We start from the raw sequence: 18,030 nt of genomic DNA, 5'->3' as shown, positions 1-18,030 counted from the left end.
CGTTCCCTTATTTTTTTTGATAATCTGTAATAATCCTCTCAATAACAGAGGGAAGATTATTAGGTAATTCATCAAGTGAAAAGAAGCGTAGTTCTTTTGATTCACTTTGATCGCATACAAGTTCACCATGAAATTCTCGGCAAATATAAACAACGAGTACACCGTGTACTTGATCGCCGTTTGGATAGATTTGAAAGAAATCTGGCCCTGAGTATGTACGGAATAGTTCTGGATTTTTAATAATAAGTCCAGTTTCTTCAAACACTTCTCGTTTTAAAGCATCTTCTAACGTTTCGTTATATTCTAGGGCACCACCAATAATGCTCCAACGGTTAAAATCTGTACGGAGCTGCAGCAATATTTCATCTTTTTCATTTAATATAATGGCGTGTGATCCTATTAGAATAAGTGGATGATTTCCTACTAGATTTCTCATATCTTCAATATAACCCATGTCATTGCTCCTTGTATTTAATAATAGCTAGGAATTTCTTTTAACATTCTTTCTGTTTTACGTGCTGTAAAGGCTAAGTTATGGTCGTCTTTCGTTCTGAAAAATAATGTGCGTAAAAAGGTTTTAATATTGGCACATAAAATACAATACTCATTAAGCGAAAGGCGTTTTCTAATTTGAGGAAGCCTTTTTATTTTTTTATGAATAATAGAAATTAACTCGTTTTGAGGAAAATCATGATACAGCATTGCTAGTAATGGAGTAACAATGCGTTCATCTTCGTTATTATGAAAAAGGTCAGATGGAATAAAGATTTTATTTAATAAACAATGAATTAATTCTTCGTACCATTCAAAAGTTGTATACGTATTATGAACAATTTCAGTAAAGGCATCAGATACGTGAGCAAGACAATGAGCCCATCCTTTATTTTCGATATAGCCCCGAAAATCCGTTTCTAAGTTTGTGTATGTAATGAGTTTATTTTTTATTTCTTCGATATCCTCCTCTGTACAAAAGTAGTGCGAATTAGCGAATTGGAGTATTAACGCAATTAACGAAACAGTGTAAGAACGTGTGAAAACCCCATCTGTATGTGGGGAGTAAATGTCACAATATAAATACTCATCACTTAAACAAGTTTGCAGAAGTAATTTCAGCTGATCGTCCATAAGGAATTCATGATGAATGAAATGCGCAAAACATTTATATATAAGTTGGTAACGAACGTAGCTATCAGTCGTTCCGATATACTGAAGCATGTTCAAAGTTAACTCATTTACGTCTATATGCTGTAGTTGCGTATAGTCATTTTGTTGTATAAGCTCTAACTGTTGTTGCAATGCTGTAATATCCACTGGAGAACCTCCTCCGCACTTTAAAGATGCGATCTTTTCTAGTATTCTATATATTCAAGGACAATCCTGCTCATGCAAGGAGAACGATTAGAAATTCGAGTATGATATAGATGAGGGAAGAATATGACGACGATAGAACAGTTAGAAAAACATTTTAAAATAAGAAGAAGTGCTTCTTCTATTATGATAAAAGAAAATAATGCAGAGATTTTTACAGAAGAGCAATTAGAGGAAATGATGCAATATTGCGTTGCTGAAGCTAAAAAAGGTGAATTAGAAAAACTACATTTTGAAATCTCTTCAAAAAGTCCAAATTATGATGTGTATAAAAAATGTTTTGAAACGTATTCATTTGAATATGTTACGGAAAACATGATTGTATTTAAAGATATATATGAAGTAGAAGATGTAGAAAGTGAAATGGATTTTAAGCTTATTGAAGAAGTTGGAGAAGAGGCTTTTTATTCACTGTGGAATGAAGCGACGGGAGAACCAGTCGCTCATGATCAATTTGTGCATATGATGGTACAAGAAATTGGTGAGCAATGGAAAGAACATTGCTTAACAGCGAGTATCGATGAAGAGCTGATAGGAATTGTAATCCCGCATATTGAAAGAGGTACGTTAGAAGAAGGGAAACTTATGTACTTCGCAGTTATTCCAAATATGCGTAATAAGGGATATGAAGCGGCATTATTTGCAGGTGCGATGTTTGTCTTAAAGGAAATAGGTGCATCTTATTATATTGGTGAGACAAATATACAAAATGAATGGATGAAGGATGTTTTTGAAAAGAATGGATGTCAGCTGCTGAGTTGTACTGAGCGGTATGTAAGGAAGTTTTAGGATATAATCTGGGACACATCTAGTGAGAACCCTTGTACAAATTTTGAACAAGTAAAAGAACTTTTCGCCTGTTTGTAAGATAAAAAGAAAAATGAGAACGACAAAGTAGATATTTGTATAATACAATAGAGTGAGATTCGATTATATGAGAAAGCGTTGGTGAAAGAATGGGACAGCAAAGAAATTGGTTACAAGCAACTGTAGAAAGAAATAAAGATAATACGTTACAAATAAAGTGGGAAAATAATATAGAAGAAGTTCGTATTTATTGGAGTACTTCACCAGATCATATTGAAGAAAATGGAGAATTACTTGCAACAGTAAATGGGGAATTATCATATACAATTGAAAACCCCAGTGAAAATGAACGTCCATATTTTAGATTAGTAGGAAGTAATGGACAAGCAGTAACAGTAGCCGAGCGTAGATTGCCATTACAAGGTGCGTTTAACTTCCGTGATATGGGAGGATATGAAACGACTGAAGGCTGTAAAGTAAAATGGGGCAAATTATACCGCTCTGAAGAATTAGCAGGGCTAACTGAATGGGATATTGCCTATTTACAAAAGTCTGGTTTAAAGTTAATTTGCGATTACCGTACAGACTTTGAAGTGAAGCATAAGCCGAATCCAGAAATTACGGGTGCTCGTCAAGTGTGCTTACCAGTTATGCAAGACTTAGCGAAAGACTTAAATATAAATGAGTTTTTCCAAGTTGGTGACCTTTCTATGTTAGGAAAACCAGGTGAGTATCTTGTGAAAATGAATCAAGATTTCGTAAGTGGTAACGAGGCATTCGTGAGCTTCTTAAACTTAGCGCAAAACCCGGAAAACTTACCGTTAGTAAACCACTGTACAGCTGGAAAAGATCGTACTGGATTTGGTTCAGCATTATTACTACTTTTACTAGGTGTACCAGAAAAAACAGTAATGGAAGACTACTTACTAAGTAACGGATTCCGTGAAAAGCTAAATGAAAAAATGATGGCCTTTTTAGGTGCGAAATTACAAAACGATGAGAGCAGAGCGATATTAGGTGCAATGTTTGAAGCACGTGCTGAATACTTGCAAGCTGCGATTGGTGAAATTCAAAAGCAATACGGATCAGTTGAAACATACGCTGAAAAAGCTCTTGGCTTTACGAAAGAGTCGTTAGAGGAAATGAAAGAGTTATTGCTAGAAGATTAATAATGAGAAGGAGGCTGAGCGGATTAGCCTCCTTTTACTATTGTTGCTATAATTTTGTTAATGAGGATGTTGTGCACAGAGGAGAAAATGGATGAAAAGAACTTAAGAATCGGGGGATAAAATGATTCATACACGTGTAAAAGCAGAGGGGTTAAGAGAGAAGCTGGCAACAATACTAAGTCAAGAGTATAAGGAACTAGCTATTCAAGATTTAAAGGTGATTGGAACGGGAGTGCAAAATATTGTTTTTCAAGGAGATTCAGAAAAGGGGTCTTTGGCATTTCGAGTACCGTGGGAAAGAGAAGTGGAAAATATAAATGAAGACTTATTTAACAGTCGGATTTCGTTGCAAAAGGAAGCGGAGCTGTCTAAGTATTGTCATTCAAAAGGTATTCCAGTACCAAGGATACACGGATTGCATCTTTCAACCGAACTTGATTTTTTAATTTCGGATTGTGTGTATGCTGATCATATGCCAATTTCCGCATGCAAAATAGGGGAGTTAGTGAGCAATCTTCATAGTATGCCAATTGATGGTTTGTATTACAAACAAAATATTAGAGAGCCTATTAGTAAGTATATAGCAGAACGAATTGTGAAACGGATAGAAGGGTTTAATACAATCACGAACTGCAAAATTAATCTTCCGGATACAAAAACAATTGAATATATTCTTAGTACAGCAGATCATGTAAAATGTTTATTACATATGGACATTCGACCAGCCAATTTAATCGGGTATAATGGAGAAGTTAAAGCAATAGTTGATTGGGATAATGCTTTAATTGGTCATCCATTGCTGGAGCTTATGAGAATAGCTGAAACAAATGAGGTTAGTTGGGATGAATTTAAAGATGGATATAAGAATGATAGTATCTTTAATGTTACTCCTCATATTGTTAGTTTATTTTATAGACTAGATACAGCAGTCATGCTAGCAAATTTATTTATAGCACATTTGAAAATAAAAGATAAAGGTGTATTCTATAAAGAGCGGGTTAAAGCGCTTCATCACGACATATATAAAAACTTATAAGCAATGAGAACGAAGCTTTTAAAATAGGAATTGAGGAGAACATCATGAAATACAAATTTATATTATTCGACGTAGACGATACATTATTAGATTTCCCTGAAACGGAAAGACACGCATTACATAATGCGTTTGTACAGTTTGGCATGCCTACAGGGTATAATGATCATCTTGCAAGTTATAAAGAGATTAGTAATGGATTATGGAGAGATTTAGAAAATAAAATGATTACGCTAAGTGAATTAGCCGTAGAGCGATTTAGACAATTATTTGCACTTCATAATATAGCCGTAGATGCGCAGCAATTTAGTGATGTATACCTTGAAAATTTAGGGAAGGAAGTACATCTTATAGAAGGCGCAGTACAATTATGTGAAAATCTTCAAGATTGCAAGTTAGGTATTATTACGAATGGATATACGAAGGTGCAACAATCAAGAATCGGAAATTCGCCTTTATGTAATTTCTTTGATCACATTATTATTTCTGAAGAAGTTGGTCATCAAAAACCAGCGCGTGAGATTTTTGATTATGCATTTGAGAAATTTGGAATTACGGATAAATCAAGTGTACTAATGGTCGGAGATTCGCTAACTTCTGATATGAAAGGCGGAGAAGACTTCGGCATTGATACGTGTTGGTATAATCCGAGTTTGAAAGAGAATAAGACGAGTGTTAATCCGACTTATGAAGTGGAGAGTCTGCTACAAATTTTAGAAATTGTAGAAGTGGCTGAAGAAAAGGTAGCTTCATTTTAATTGTGCTGATATTTGTCGAAAAATCGATATATTTGAAAAATCGTTGATATATTGTAAGTTGTGATAGATATATTTGAAAAATCGCTCATATAAATTCATATACTAAGATATAGAACAAAAAATAGCGCTACTATACAAGATCATTCACGTGTTATAATGCGTGAATTAAATATGCGTATATAAATAGTCTCTCAGAGTGATGCGATGTCATGTATGATTAGTGTAACAACTAGAGGTGAATAAAGGATGTTAACGTTTTTATTTGAGTTAGATAAGAGTATCCCGCAGAAGGATGAGCCACGGTATGATGCTTATTCAAAGGGCTTTATCGAAGGAGATGTAACGATTTGCGCGAGTGACAGCGTATTTTTTCAAAAATCATGTATGAAGGTTGCAGAGCTGGGCATTTATTTAGGTCAGTGGATGGAACAAGTTCAACATGGGCAGAACGTGCCTATGAAATATGAAACGGCTGACCGTGAAGAGGTAATTCTTGGTTTCTTCTATGAAGAGGATCATAATCAATGGAATGTTTTTTCCAGCTGGCAAGAATTTGAACTTCAAGAGCGTATAGCTACTACAACATTAATAGAGAGTGTTCAACGCTATTTGTATGAGCTAAATAAAGAACTGCGCATGATAGAATATCCTGTGACGTTTGATCAGTACTTAAGAGGAGAGCGAATGATGCAGCTCTCTTACAAACGACCGTGTGATAGCAAAGCAGATACGACACCGATAGAGGTTTATAATGGAAGTGAGCAAGTAGGCGTAGTAAGGGGCTATTATAAAAATACGCTGATGAGAGTGCTGGATTTCATTCCAAAAATTGGTAGTAATATTATTTATGAAATAAAGGATAGTAAGGACAATATTCGCGTCATTGCAAAGGATGTAAGTAGGCAGCGCCAAAGAAGGATTTTAGTAACGTACAAAGATAATCATGATGCAGAGCATGAAATACTTGTATGTGACGGAAAGTTATTGGATGCAAATTTCTTATTTACCTTTACATATAAGGCAGAAGAATATGTTGTTCATAAAACTTCATTTGGAATGGGAAAGTTATTACGAAAGGGCTATGTAATTGCAGATTGGAATATTCGTCTTGAGGAAGATATGTATTACATTGAGATGAATGTATATGATGAAGATTACATGCAGGATCAATACTTGCTATTAGGCGTATTTCATGCGGTTTTATATGGATAATCAATGAGAAATACCGTCATTCTTCTTGGAAAGAATGACGGTATTTTTTTATGTGATTCTTGTGACTGGACGTCTTTAATCAATCCTCAAAAATAAAAATCTCATCAATCGTACTATGTAATGCCTTCGCTATATCGTGAGCAAGTTGTAAGGAAGGATTGTATTTACCTTTTTCGAGATGACTAATTGTTTCACGTCGCACACCAACGCTCTTCGCTAAATCTTCTTGTGTCATGTTCAATTTGGCACGGTATTCTTTTATTCTCGTTACGAACGCCATGGTGCATCTTCCATTTCATCAATTGGTTTATCGAAAAAGAACATAGAAAAGCCGAATGTAAGAATGAGTGTGCCGAAAATAAGAGCGATATCAATCTCTTGTAGCGTAGGGTTTGGAAATAACATTTCAATAAACATAATGATTGTGGTAGTTAGTAACGTAACGATAAATGCATTGCGACACGATTTATTGACAATTTGTTCAAACAGTTCATCGTGTTGAACTGTTCTATACGATGTGAAAAAGGAGAAGAAACAGAACATAGTAAACAATCCTTTTTCATAAAAAAATCCGAGGAAACCGAAGAAACCGAGAAATCCTAAATATTTTATCCAAGTTGTTTTCATGATAGGTCCTCCTTATGTTGTTAGAAATAAGTCACGTTATGTTATAAATATATCGCAATTGGATAGGAATGGTAATAATGGTTTTCCAGTTTGCTTCATAATAATAGTAAAAAGAGGAAATATGCTGCGAAATAAAGAGGATAATATTGTAAAATGGTTGTAAGGAGGGGGAGGAAGAAATGCTAACTTGGATCATGATCGTTGTATTACTTGTAGTGATTACTGTCATTGCGACGGTGTTAATTGGGCGGAATGGTGATGCAAATTATAGCAAAGCGACAAAGGGGAATATTAAACGCTTAACAATGATTTATATTATACTAGCTGTCGTTTTAGTTGTTGGATTAGGGGTGTATATTTATTTTAAAGGTTAAATAAACTGAAAAATGTAAAAATCTTAAAATAGAAGTATGCTATAATATCAATATAGTTATTTGGTAATTAAGGAAAGGATTGGATGGAATGATTGAAATTACGAATGTGTCAAAAAGTTATAATGGGTCTACCTATGCAGTAAAAGACTTAAGTTTATCTGTACCTAGCGGCGAAATCTTTGGATTTTTAGGACCGAATGGTGCGGGTAAATCAACGACAATTAAGATGATTACTGGCATTCACGGGGTGGACAAAGGGACTATTACGATTAACGGAAAAAATATTATGGAAGAGCCGATGGAAGCGAAGAAGACGTTTGGTTATGTACCAGATAGTCCAGATATGTTTTTACGATTAAAAGGAATTGAATATTTAAACTTTATGGCCGATATGTATGAAGTGCCGAAAGAAGTACGACAAGAACGAATAGAGTCTTTAGCGAAGAAGTTTGATCTTTATAATGCTTTATCTGATCAAATTCAAAGTTATTCGCACGGTATGAGACAAAAAATCGTTATTATTGGTGTGCTCGTGCATGAACCAGATGTATGGATTTTAGATGAACCGTTAACTGGGCTTGATCCGAAATCTGCATATATTTTAAAAGAAATGATGAGAGAACATGCGGATAAAGGAAAGATTGTATTTTTCTCTACACACGTATTAGAAGTAGCGGAAAAAATATGTGACCGGGTTGCAATTATTAATAAGGGGAATCTTCAGTTTAAAGGGAATTTAGATGAAATGAGAGATCATTTTAAATCCAATGAATCACTTGAAAAAATGTTCTTGGAGATGACGGGCAATGAGTAAAATTTGGACGTTAACGAAAGTATTATTAAAATTAAATTATGCAGATTTTATAACAGATAAGAAGAAGCGATGGGCGTATGTATTTTCATTTGCAGCCATTTTATTTGTCGGCTTTTTACTATTTGGTTCTATCACGCACGCAATGTATGAGGGAATGATACATTTAGGGCAAGATCCAGGAATGATTATCGCAATGGGACTTGCGATTGCGAGTATATGGGTATTTTTAATGAGTATAACGAACATTTTAACTGTATTTTACTACAGCAATGATATTGAAATGTTACTACCATTACCATTAAAACCAGCCCAGATTATTTCGGCAAAATTTTTAACAGTATTAATAACACAATACGTAATGAGTTCATTCATTTTATTACCAATCTTTATTACGTACGGATTAAAAAGTGGCGCATTTATTACATATTACATATACATGATTTTTATTTACTTACTCTTCCCGATTGTGCCGTTAGTACTAGCTTCGTTACTGATGACAGTTATTATGAGGTATACAAATATAGCAAAAAATAAAGACCGAGGAAATATATTTATTGGAATTGTAAGTATACTATTTATTGTAGGAATTAATGTATTTTTACAGTGGAAAAATAAAAGTTCGTTTTCTGAAGATGCAATTGCGGATTACCTTGCGAACAACCAATCTTCTCTTTTAGTACAAATGACAAACTATTTTCCAACTACATATTTCGGAGCAGTGGCATTAGTAGAAAATGCAAATTGGAAGGGTCCTTTATATGTATTAATCTTTGCAGTTATTTCATTTGTCTTCTTTGTGTTGTTTTATTACATAGCAGAGCGTACATATTTAAAAGGGGTTATTGGACTTTCAACGAGTACAGCAAAGAAACAAGTTATTTCGGCGGAAGGTTTACAGAAATCAACAGTACAAAGTTCGCATTTAAAAGCGTATGTGAAAAAAGAATTTAAAACGTTATTCCGTACACCACAATTTTTCTTAAATTGCATTGTACAAACTTTCGTTATGCCAATTATGTTGTTCTTTGTTTTATTCGTGCAAGACGGGAATTTAAAGTGGATTACAGGGTATATTGATAACCCAAAATCAGCAGGCCTTGCAATTGGCGTGGGCCTTTGTGCATCGTTATTTTTAATGGGTAGTAACGTCATTGCAACAACGTCATTTTCGCGAGATGGAAGCTCTTGGTTTGTGAATCGTTATTTACCAGTAAAGGCTTCGGATATCTTTTTTGCGAAAGCAATCACTGCTTGGTTAATTAATGTGATCATTTTAGCAGTATTCGGTATTACGATGGCAGTTGTAGCTGGGATTTCTCCAGTCTTTATGATACTGTGGTTTTTACTAAGTGCGAACGGGTTGTTATTAATTAATTTAATCGGAACACGCTGGGACGCGCAAACTGCAGATATTCATTGGGATACAGAGCAGAAATTATTTAAAAGTCGATATACAACTTTGTGGAATTTTTTAGCTAATATTTTAATAGCTTTAATTATTGTGGCGGGAGTAAGTGTATTATACTTCTTCCTTCATGTCGGACTATGGGTTATGTTTATCGTTTTATTTGTAATGTTTACGATTGTAAATTATATCTTTATTAAAATGTTAAAATTAGGTGCTGAACGTATACTGTCAAATATTCAATAAGAAGATAGATCCTCTGTATTCATGCAGGGGATCTGTGTATAGATGGAGGAGAAAAAGGTGAAGAAAATAGCAATTGTAACAGGGGCAACTCGTCTGAATGGAATTGGTGCAGCTGTATGCAAGGTGCTTGCTCAAAAGGGGATAGACATTTTTTTCACGTACTGGCCAAAGTATGATAAAGCGATGCCATGGGGAATGAGTGATCAAGAACCCTTTTTGCTGAAAAAGGAAATTGAAAGTTACGATGTTCGATGTGAAATGGCAGAAATCAATTTATCGCAGTCTTATTCGCCAAATCGTTTGTTTTATATGGTATCAGAACGGTTAGGTGATCCATCTATTCTAGTTAATAATGCAGTATATTCTACTCATACGAGGATTGAGGAATTAGATGTAGAGCAGTTGGATAAACATTATACAGTTAATGTTCGGGCTACTATGCTATTAAGTTCATTGTTTATAAAACATTATTCACTTAAAACGGGCGGGAGTATTATTAATCTTACTTCAGGACAGTCAGTAGGTCCAATGCCAGATGAACTAGCATATGCAGCAACGAAAGGGGCAATTGAAGCATTTACAAAGTCAGTGGCACCAGTAGCGATGGAGAAGGGGATTACTGTTAATGCTGTTGATCCAGGACCAACAAATACAGGGTGGATTACAGAGGAATTAAAACATTATTTAGTATGGAAATTCCCGCAAGGTAGAGTTGGAGAAACGATGGATGCTGCGCGCTTAATTTCTTTTTTAGTAAGTGAAGAAGCGAAATGGGTTACTGGGCAAGTCATTCACTCGAATGGTGGTTATTCATAAAAATATTATGTTAACAAATGCTGAGAAACAAAAAACGAAAGAAAATTTTATTTTTTTGTATAAATAAAATGTCAAGAAAGATAAAAATTTGATAGAAGAGTATATCGTCATATGAAGATAGTGATTCTTAATGTGACAATATACTCTTTTTCTTTTACTTGCGAGCAGAAAAATGAAGTAGAAGAAACTCGAATATTAAAATGAGTTTATCAGTTTTTGTCCGTATTATTATGAAGATTACTGTCGGAAAGATGGTAATTCATGTGAAAAGGGATTTTTTAAGGGGAAATCGAATCGTAAAGGGGAGGATAAATTATGTAAAACATAGGGGGATTTATATGAAAATGAAAAAGGTCGCTATCGCATCGATTACAATTGGTACAATGCTTACTATGGCAGCTTGTAGTCCTTCAGCAGATAAAGAAACGGAAAAGAAAGAGCAAGTAACTGCGCAAAAGGATGGAGAAGCAAAAACGACAAGTGCAGATGAAGCTTCAAAAACAACGAAAGATACTGAAAAAGAAACAAATACTTCTTCAAATGAAAAAACAGATAAGGATGCAAAAAATACGAAAGAATCATCAGGAACAGAAAGTAACGGCAAAACGTCAACTCAAAACGAAAATGTAAAAACAAAAGAAAAAGAAACGACAGGAAAAACGAATGATCAAACGACTAGCGGGAAAACAGCAGATCAAAGCACAAGTACAAGCACAAACAATAACGGAAAGGCAACGAAAGATCCGAAGAAAAGTGTTGCTGTGAAAACGAATGTTAAAGAAGTTGTAGCATTAATTGATAGCTTGGACAAGCAGTTAGCTGCTAATCCGAAATTGGAAACAGTGAATAAGCTTGGCAAACAAATTAACGAAAAGTGGGATGTGATTGAAAAAGAGCTAGAAGCATCACATCCGACGGATTCTAAAACAATCGGTCAAAGTATGTATCCGTTAATTGTAGGGGCGGAGAAGGAAAAGATTGATGTTAATAAAATGAAATCATTAACGACGAAAACGAAAAAAGATTTAAATCAGTTATTGACGAAACTTTCATAGTTTCAAAAGCCTACTCGTGTGAGTAGGCCTTTTTTAGGTTGTTGTAATGTGCACAGTATAACTTATTTATTTTCATTTTCAATTACGATGCGAAAGGAACTGAATGCTTGTTGACTGACATAATCTTCTTCGCTAACTTTATAAGGAAATGGAAAAGCGACGAGTTGAAAATTACTTTCTTGATCCACTGAAGGCAATGTGAAATTAAAGATTTGTCTTGTTTCAGGTGCAACCTTAGTATAAACGACTTTTCTATTGTTAAATATTTCAACTTGTTTCCAATCTTTAAAAGCCACGATTGCGTAAGTCATTTCATCATTTGTTTCATTACCGTTTGATAAAATTAATTGCTTGCCTTCCTTTTCAAAGAAGACAGTTTGTAAGTTCTCTTCACGGTTCGTAACAAATACTGGTTCGTAAAGACCATCTTTTAAAATAGCATCTGGATCTATAAGGGGGAGTTTTATTTTTTCGTTTTCTTTCTGAAGAGGATGCATTGAATATCGCATACTTAGAATATCTTCTAAAATAGCTGCTTTATTTAAGTTATTATCTTTTAATTTGTATTCAGGTTTTTTTATTATTAAAAAGGTTAATGCACTTGCATTAGGAGAAGTGTGTAAAGAGATTTTCGTAGTCATTGAACTGTTTGGTTTCATATCAAAAAAATAGTGTGATATTTCATTAGTAGTATCTTCTATTTTAAAAGGTTTTTGTTCGTAATCTTCTAGAACAATTAATCCATATTTTCGGTTTTCATTAATAGTATGTACGAATGATAATGTTACATTAATTTTATTATCCTCACTAGTAATTGTACTGCCATTGTTAATATGTTGGCCTTGATTATCCTTCAATCCGTAAGAAATAGTATTGGTTTGTTGCTCGCGTTTATTTTCTATGGAAGGTGGATGAGGTTGTATGATTGAAGTATTGAACAAAATATAAATTGTAAGTAATGAAATAAGTAAAACACCGCTAATAATATATATTTGTTTCATAAATAGCACCTCAATATATGTAAAATATTAGAGAAAAAAGATATGCAAGATGCATATCTTTTTTCTCTTTCTTACCAGAAAGCTTTTGTTTCGTGATTCACATCATTATAACCACTTAATTTATAGGTATGATTACCGATAGCGTAATCATCTCCATAATAAATGCTTGTGTTGGTCGCTGTAGCACTTACAAAGGATGATTTTTTTGCACTATTACTTTTCGTATTTACTAATGAGCCATCGCCATTGAAAGTTCTTGCTTTTGCATAAACATAGTCTTCGGTCGTAGTTGATTTCGATTTAGCAACTGCATATGGGTTACCAAAAAAGGGAGTATATACGCTAATGTTAGAGTCATTCTTAGGTGCAGCTGCAATAGTCAAACTAGGAACACTAGATGTTTTTGTTGATTGAATTGTATCAAAGTCAACTAAAACGGGCTGCTTGTCTACAGTATCGATCTCTGAAGCACTTGCGTTATTAGTAAAACCAAAACCTAAAACCGCTAACCCTAAAGTTGTCACCGATAAAGATTTTTTCATATTCACTAATTTTCCCACCTTTTTAAATTTTTGAGTTCGAACTCAATTCATACAATATATGAAAATTTCGAAACTCTCAATGGTTTATCCCATACTTAACTTTTCTTTTACTTTCGATTCAACATGTCTTCATTTGCAAAAAAGCGAATATATCTTCTAATGCTTAGCCAGCAAGGGATACAGGTTTAATTTTATGAAATTCATGTAAATTTAAATCTATTTATGTCAGAATCTCTGTTATTTTTAAGTTCATATGGGAAACTTATTAAAAAAAGGATGGTGACAAAAATGACAATCGATCGAATTTGTACAATTGGACCCGCAAGTAATAATAAAGAAACATTAGCACAGTTAATAAAGAATGGTATGAAAATTGTTCGACTGAATTTATCGCATGGCACGCATGAAAGTCATAAAGACATCATTCGTTTAGTGAAATCATTAGATGACTCTATTAAATTTTTGGGTGATGTACAAGGACCTAAAATAAGATTAGGTGAAGTGAAGGGAGAGCAAATTACACTTCAGGCAGGAGATTCTTTTATTTTACATACACAACCAGTTACAGGGAGTAATACAGAAGCAAGCGTTGATTATGAAGGAATACCGAATGATGTGAAAGTAGACAGTAGAATTTTAATTAATGATGGAGAAGTTGAATTAATTGTTGAAAAGATAAGTACGGACAAAATAGAAACGAAGGTAAAAACAGGTGGCAATATCTCATCCCATAAAGGAGTTAATTTACCAGGTGCGGCTGTTCGTTTACCAGCTATTACAGAGAAAGATAAAAAAGATATTCAGTTTCTTTTAGAGGAGAATGTTGATTTTATCGCGTGTTCTTTCGTAAGAAAACCTAGTCATATAAAAGAAATACGAGATTTTATACAACAGTATAAAGAAACGTCACCTAATGTAATTGCAAAAATAGAAACGATGGAAGCAATCGAGAATTTTCAGGATATATGTAAAGAAGCAGATGGAATTATGATTGCAAGGGGCGATTTAGGAGTAGAGTTACCGTATCAATGCATTCCGCTTTTACAGAAAATGATGATTCAGGAATGTAATCGAACGAATACATATGTCATTACAGCAACACAAATGCTTCAATCTATGGTAGATCATTCTATTCCAACAAGGGCTGAGGTGACTGATGTGTTTCAAGCTGTACTGGACGGGACGAATGCAGTTATGCTTTCAGCTGAAAGTGCATCAGGAGAACATCCAATCGAAAGTGTGAGAACATTACGTCTCGTTTCAGAATTTGCGGAGCATGTTAAAAAAGATGGACCTTTTGCGATGAAAGATGTACTGCAATTACTGCGTGAGTCTCTGGATGAGTAATAAAAAGAGGGCGGATATGCATCCGCCCTCGTGTTTTTCATTCATACTATTCTTGCTCTTGCTCATCCAAAATCTTTTCAAACGCAGCAGATACTTTATCAAACTCTTCATCATTTTCAATGTATGAAAACTCATTATCTTCTTCTACTTTTAAAAAGAAAATATCAATGTCTTCCTCAGTTTCTGTTTGGATATCTTCAACAAAGGCAACTGCAATATATTCTGCGCCTTCGACATCCATCGCTCCAAGTACTTCTACTTCTTGCTCTTCGTTATTCTCATCACTAAGAGTAAACACTTCGCCAACTTCAATATCAGACATATTCATTCTCCTCCTGTTCGACTCTAAAAAATAGAGTGCTCAAACTGCATACATACTAATATATCTTTCCATGAAAAACCAAATTCATACATAAGAAAAACGACTAATAGTTCTTTAGTATAAGTATCCAGCTATTAGGAGCATTATTTGTGTGTGCTATATTACTTAATCCATTCAACAATTGTATCCATAGTCTGTCTTGTTTTATCACGTTTTGGATCTTCTTTACGGTAACCAAAGGCAACCATAACAGATACTTCAAGATTATCGCCCTGTATAATGCCTTCTTGACGAAGTAAAGAGTCTACTTTCTCTTTATCGAATCCTTCTATCGGACAAGAATCAATACCGATTTGAGCTGCGCTCGTCATCATATTACCTAAAGCAATATAAGTTTGTTTAGATGCCCAATCAAATACAGTACGATCGGATTGTAATAAGTTAAAATCTGTTTCCTGGAACTTTTTGAAGAATTCATATCTAATTTTTTGAGTGTCTTCAGGCAATCCAATAATATCGTTCATCATATATTTAATATACTCTGCATCATAATGCATATCTTTAATGTTTCTTGAAAGAACAATGACAAAATGACTAGCTGTTGCAAGTTGCCCACCAGCGCCCCATGAATACGGTTGTAGTTTTTCTCTTAATTCTTTATTTTGTACGACAATAAATTTCCAAGGTTCATATCCAAAAGAAGAAGGAGATAATCTGCCTGTTTCTAAAATGAATTTAAAATCCTCTTCTGAAATTTTGTGCATAGGATCGAACTCTTTACATGCATGTCTGAAATGAAAAGCCTCCATAATTTTCTCTTTTGTAATTTCGTTTGTATTTGTCATAAAAGTTCCTCTTTTCGTTAATTTATTTTGTAAGTAAATTATATTTTTAAAGTAACATAGATACAAGTACGCACATTTATGTGTTATAGTATCAAAAAAGATACTATTGTTAAGGGAAGGGATTTATTATGGATTGTTCAAATGAAAATAATATAAATTACCCATTTTTAAATAAATATTCTTGTCCAGTTGAAGCTATGGTTGAGGTGATTGGTGGAAAATGGAAAGGTGTTATTTTGTATCATTTATTAGATGGGAAAAAGAGGTTTAATGAATTAAAAAGATTAAAACCTAATATCACACAAAGAATGTTAACACTGCAGCTTAGAGAACTTGAAGCAGATGGCATCATACATCGTGAAGTATACCGTGAAGTGCCACCTAAAGTAGAATATTCGTTAACCGAGCTTGGTGAATCACTTCGTCCAATGATTCTATTAATGATGGAATGGGCAACTCATAATATGGAGAAAGTTTTGGAGAGTAGGAATGCACAAAATAAAAGTTAATAGATAAAAGTGGTATAGTAGAGAAGGATATGAATTTTTCTTAAATTGGTAGTGAAATTAGAAAACCATATATTATTAAAATAGGTAATTGGATGTTAAAGTTTTGTAAGATTAAATTGAGTATAATTATTTTATGTAAACTAATTGCCCGGTTATCTATCAAATGAAAAATCTATGTATCGTTGATATAGTGTAAATTATGATAGATATATTCGGAAAATCGTTAATATAATTTCACTTATGAAGGTGTTGTTCATTAAGGGAAAAGGGCTGTCATGCGCGGACAGCCCTTTTTTGTTTACCTGATTTACATTTTGAGAATACTTCACAGTCATAACGTAGTAGGCGTAGTAAAATATTTATTCAATGTATTATTTTTCAAAGAAGTAAGCGGAACCTTCATCTCACTACCTTCCTTCATATTCCGCAGCACAACAGTGTTTGTACTAAGTTCTTCTTCACCAATAATAAGCACATAAGGGATATTCTCTTTATTGGCATAATTAAGGGCACGTTTTAATTTGCGTCCTGCTAGTTCGAGTTCGATTTTTAAGGAAGTGGTAGAACGTAATTGCTGGGCAATTTGTAAGCATTGTAATTCTGTCCCGAGCGGGATGATAAATAGATCCGCTGTAGATGAGATTGTTTCTTTCTGCGATAGTGCTGCATAAATAACGTCTAAACCGAATGAAATACCGACTGTTGGATAGTTCATACTATCACCACGGAATGCTCCGATAATGTTATCGTAACGGCCGCCGCTACCTATGCTAGATGTAATTGAGCCATCTTTTAGGAAGATTTCATATACAGTACCTGTGTACATTGTCAGTCCTCTTGCTAAAAACGGATTGAATATCGTATTTTCATTTATTCCGAGAGCGATTAAATATTGCTGTAATTGTTGCAATTCGTTTACGCCATCGGCAACGAGTTGGTTATTGAAAGCTTCTTTAAAGTCAACAATTGTAAGCTTTAGACAAGATAATACAGTATTACATATTGTATCAGCCATTTCTTCAGAAATTCCGCGCTCTAATACATCTTTTCGTACACCATCAATCCCAATCTTTTCGATTTTGTCTAATGATAAAATGACGTCATTTGTTAATTCAGTAGGGATGTTAATGGCCTGAAGAATACCATTTAACAATTTTCGGTTATTATATTGGATCGATATCTCTAAGTTTAATGTTCGGAACAGCTCAAACGCCATGCTCATGAGTTCCGCTTCAGCCATGACTGATTCTACACCGACAATATCAACGTCGCATTGTATAAATTCACGAAATCTTCCTTGTTTAATTGGCCCATCTCGAAATACTTTCCCAATTTCATAACGTTTAAAAGGGAGGCGGAGGTTCGGGTTCATTGCCACAACTTTTGCGAATGGAATAGTTAAATCGTATCGTAAGGCAATATCACGTTTTCCTTGATCTTGAAGTGTATATATTTCTTTTAATATTTCATCACCACCGCCGTACTTGTAAGACATAAGCTCATACATATTTAACGTCGGCGTTTCTAAAGGTTTGCATCCGTATCGTCCAAACGTATCTTCACAAGCTCTTTTAATTTTATTTCGCAGCACTTGCTCCTCTGGTAAATAGTCTTTCGTTCCTTTTACATTTCTCATTTCCATCATAATCACTCCTTTTTTAAATTAAAAAAAGCTATGCAGGTATAAAAATACCCACATAGCTTTATGAACGCTTCGTGGGTCAACAGGAAAAGCCCTGTACCCACGAAGAAAAATTTTTCTTCGGATACACGGCGTTAC

The 18,030-nt window shown here is 34.2% G+C and carries 21 protein-coding genes; 12 read left to right on the top strand and 9 right to left on the bottom strand.

What is annotated here, in order from left to right; all coding sequences use genetic code 11:
* Nucleotides 1–7: 7 nt before the first annotated feature.
* Together HFD78_RS13490 and HFD78_RS13485 are read right to left on the bottom strand one after the other, a co-directional pair.
* Entirely contained in the window at nucleotides 8–454 is a 447-nt protein-coding gene (locus HFD78_RS13490) for an NUDIX hydrolase (protein WP_000540453.1), read from the bottom strand.
* A gap of 17 nt (nucleotides 455–471) precedes the next feature.
* Entirely contained in the window at nucleotides 472–1,311 is an 840-nt protein-coding gene (locus tag HFD78_RS13485) for a DUF2785 domain-containing protein (protein WP_000355453.1), read from the bottom strand.
* Between the two features lie 123 nt (nucleotides 1,312–1,434).
* Here HFD78_RS13485 and HFD78_RS13480 point away from each other — a divergent pair, with 123 nt between their 5' ends.
* The 5 genes from HFD78_RS13480 (at nucleotide 1,435) to HFD78_RS13460 (ending at nucleotide 6,347) form a co-directional block, all read left to right on the top strand.
* On the top strand, nucleotides 1,435–2,157 hold the full coding sequence (locus HFD78_RS13480) for a GNAT family N-acetyltransferase (RefSeq protein ID WP_000207407.1): 723 nt from the start codon (nucleotides 1,435–1,437) through the stop codon (nucleotides 2,155–2,157).
* 167 nt (nucleotides 2,158–2,324) lie between these two features.
* Nucleotides 2,325–3,344: a tyrosine-protein phosphatase gene (locus HFD78_RS13475; RefSeq protein WP_000531495.1), complete on the top strand. Its 1,020-nt coding sequence runs from the start codon at nucleotides 2,325–2,327 to the stop codon at nucleotides 3,342–3,344.
* A 121-nt stretch (nucleotides 3,345–3,465) separates the two neighbouring features.
* A complete protein-coding gene (locus HFD78_RS13470) occupies nucleotides 3,466–4,380 on the top strand; it encodes a phosphotransferase family protein (RefSeq protein ID WP_000582026.1) in 915 nt (304 codons plus the stop codon).
* Nucleotides 4,381–4,424: 44 nt separating this feature from the next.
* Complete coding sequence (locus HFD78_RS13465; RefSeq protein ID WP_000875414.1) at nucleotides 4,425–5,135, top strand: YjjG family noncanonical pyrimidine nucleotidase; 711 nt, start codon at nucleotides 4,425–4,427, stop codon at nucleotides 5,133–5,135.
* A gap of 246 nt (nucleotides 5,136–5,381) precedes the next feature.
* Nucleotides 5,382–6,347 (top strand): tubby C-terminal domain-like protein, encoded by a 966-nt coding sequence (locus HFD78_RS13460; RefSeq protein WP_000955120.1) that lies wholly within the window; start codon nucleotides 5,382–5,384, stop codon nucleotides 6,345–6,347.
* Between the two features lie 79 nt (nucleotides 6,348–6,426).
* Here HFD78_RS13460 and HFD78_RS13455 read toward each other — a convergent pair whose 3' ends face one another.
* Nucleotides 6,427–6,627 carry a helix-turn-helix transcriptional regulator gene (locus HFD78_RS13455; protein ID WP_000896323.1) on the bottom strand — a complete coding sequence of 67 codons (201 nt, stop codon included), beginning with the start codon at nucleotides 6,625–6,627 and terminating at the stop codon, nucleotides 6,427–6,429.
* The gene (locus HFD78_RS13450) at nucleotides 6,615–6,974 is read right to left on the bottom strand and encodes a DUF3796 domain-containing protein (protein ID WP_000859225.1); all 360 of its coding nucleotides are present in this window, start codon (nucleotides 6,972–6,974) and stop codon (nucleotides 6,615–6,617) included. The genes HFD78_RS13455 and HFD78_RS13450 overlap by 13 nt, the downstream gene beginning before the upstream one ends.
* A gap of 179 nt (nucleotides 6,975–7,153) precedes the next feature.
* Here HFD78_RS13450 and HFD78_RS13445 point away from each other — a divergent pair, with 179 nt between their 5' ends.
* From HFD78_RS13445 to HFD78_RS13425, 5 genes are all read left to right on the top strand, one after another.
* Nucleotides 7,154–7,348, top strand: a complete 195-nt coding sequence (locus HFD78_RS13445; protein ID WP_000958863.1) for a hypothetical protein — start codon at nucleotides 7,154–7,156, stop codon at nucleotides 7,346–7,348.
* Between the two features lie 88 nt (nucleotides 7,349–7,436).
* Nucleotides 7,437–8,162: an ABC transporter ATP-binding protein gene (locus HFD78_RS13440; RefSeq protein ID WP_000570204.1), complete on the top strand. Its 726-nt coding sequence runs from the start codon at nucleotides 7,437–7,439 to the stop codon at nucleotides 8,160–8,162.
* Nucleotides 8,155–9,813, top strand: a complete 1,659-nt coding sequence (locus HFD78_RS13435) for a putative ABC transporter permease subunit (protein WP_000036889.1) — start codon at nucleotides 8,155–8,157, stop codon at nucleotides 9,811–9,813. Before HFD78_RS13440 ends, HFD78_RS13435 begins: the two co-directional genes overlap by 8 nt.
* A 57-nt stretch (nucleotides 9,814–9,870) precedes the next feature.
* Nucleotides 9,871–10,629, top strand: a complete 759-nt coding sequence (locus tag HFD78_RS13430; RefSeq protein WP_002103389.1) for an SDR family oxidoreductase — start codon at nucleotides 9,871–9,873, stop codon at nucleotides 10,627–10,629.
* 338 nt (nucleotides 10,630–10,967) lie between these two features.
* Nucleotides 10,968–11,684, top strand: a complete 717-nt coding sequence (locus tag HFD78_RS13425) for a hypothetical protein (protein ID WP_000782538.1) — start codon at nucleotides 10,968–10,970, stop codon at nucleotides 11,682–11,684.
* Between the two features lie 62 nt (nucleotides 11,685–11,746).
* Here HFD78_RS13425 and HFD78_RS13420 read toward each other — a convergent pair whose 3' ends face one another.
* Nucleotides 11,747–12,685, bottom strand: a complete 939-nt coding sequence (locus HFD78_RS13420; protein WP_000810169.1) for a hypothetical protein — start codon at nucleotides 12,683–12,685, stop codon at nucleotides 11,747–11,749.
* Nucleotides 12,686–12,756: 71 nt separating this feature from the next.
* Nucleotides 12,757–13,233: a hypothetical protein gene (locus HFD78_RS13415; protein ID WP_001056346.1), complete on the bottom strand. Its 477-nt coding sequence runs from the start codon at nucleotides 13,231–13,233 to the stop codon at nucleotides 12,757–12,759.
* Nucleotides 13,234–13,515: 282 nt separating this feature from the next.
* Here HFD78_RS13415 and HFD78_RS13410 point away from each other — a divergent pair, with 282 nt between their 5' ends.
* Entirely contained in the window at nucleotides 13,516–14,574 is a 1,059-nt protein-coding gene (locus HFD78_RS13410; protein WP_000151081.1) for a pyruvate kinase, read from the top strand.
* 46 nt (nucleotides 14,575–14,620) lie between these two features.
* Here HFD78_RS13410 and HFD78_RS13405 read toward each other — a convergent pair whose 3' ends face one another.
* Nucleotides 14,621–14,902, bottom strand: coding sequence for a DUF1292 domain-containing protein (locus tag HFD78_RS13405; RefSeq protein WP_002005464.1), 282 nt, complete (start codon nucleotides 14,900–14,902; stop codon nucleotides 14,621–14,623).
* Between the two features lie 155 nt (nucleotides 14,903–15,057).
* Nucleotides 15,058–15,741 (bottom strand): NAD(P)H-dependent oxidoreductase, encoded by a 684-nt coding sequence (locus tag HFD78_RS13400; RefSeq protein ID WP_000185718.1) that lies wholly within the window; start codon nucleotides 15,739–15,741, stop codon nucleotides 15,058–15,060.
* Nucleotides 15,742–15,869: 128 nt separating this feature from the next.
* Here HFD78_RS13400 and HFD78_RS13395 point away from each other — a divergent pair, with 128 nt between their 5' ends.
* On the top strand, nucleotides 15,870–16,250 hold the full coding sequence (locus HFD78_RS13395) for a winged helix-turn-helix transcriptional regulator (RefSeq protein ID WP_000340650.1): 381 nt from the start codon (nucleotides 15,870–15,872) through the stop codon (nucleotides 16,248–16,250).
* A 331-nt stretch (nucleotides 16,251–16,581) separates the two neighbouring features.
* Here HFD78_RS13395 and HFD78_RS13390 read toward each other — a convergent pair whose 3' ends face one another.
* On the bottom strand, nucleotides 16,582–17,895 hold the full coding sequence (locus tag HFD78_RS13390) for a histidine--tRNA ligase (RefSeq protein WP_100240250.1): 1,314 nt from the start codon (nucleotides 17,893–17,895) through the stop codon (nucleotides 16,582–16,584).
* Nucleotides 17,896–18,030 lie beyond the last annotated feature (135 nt).

This window comes from Bacillus sp. EKM501B, from assembly GCF_011800505.1.
GTDB lineage: Bacteria > Bacillota > Bacilli > Bacillales > Bacillaceae_G > Bacillus_A > Bacillus_A cereus.
This window is presented reverse-complemented; position numbering and strand designations above follow the sequence as displayed.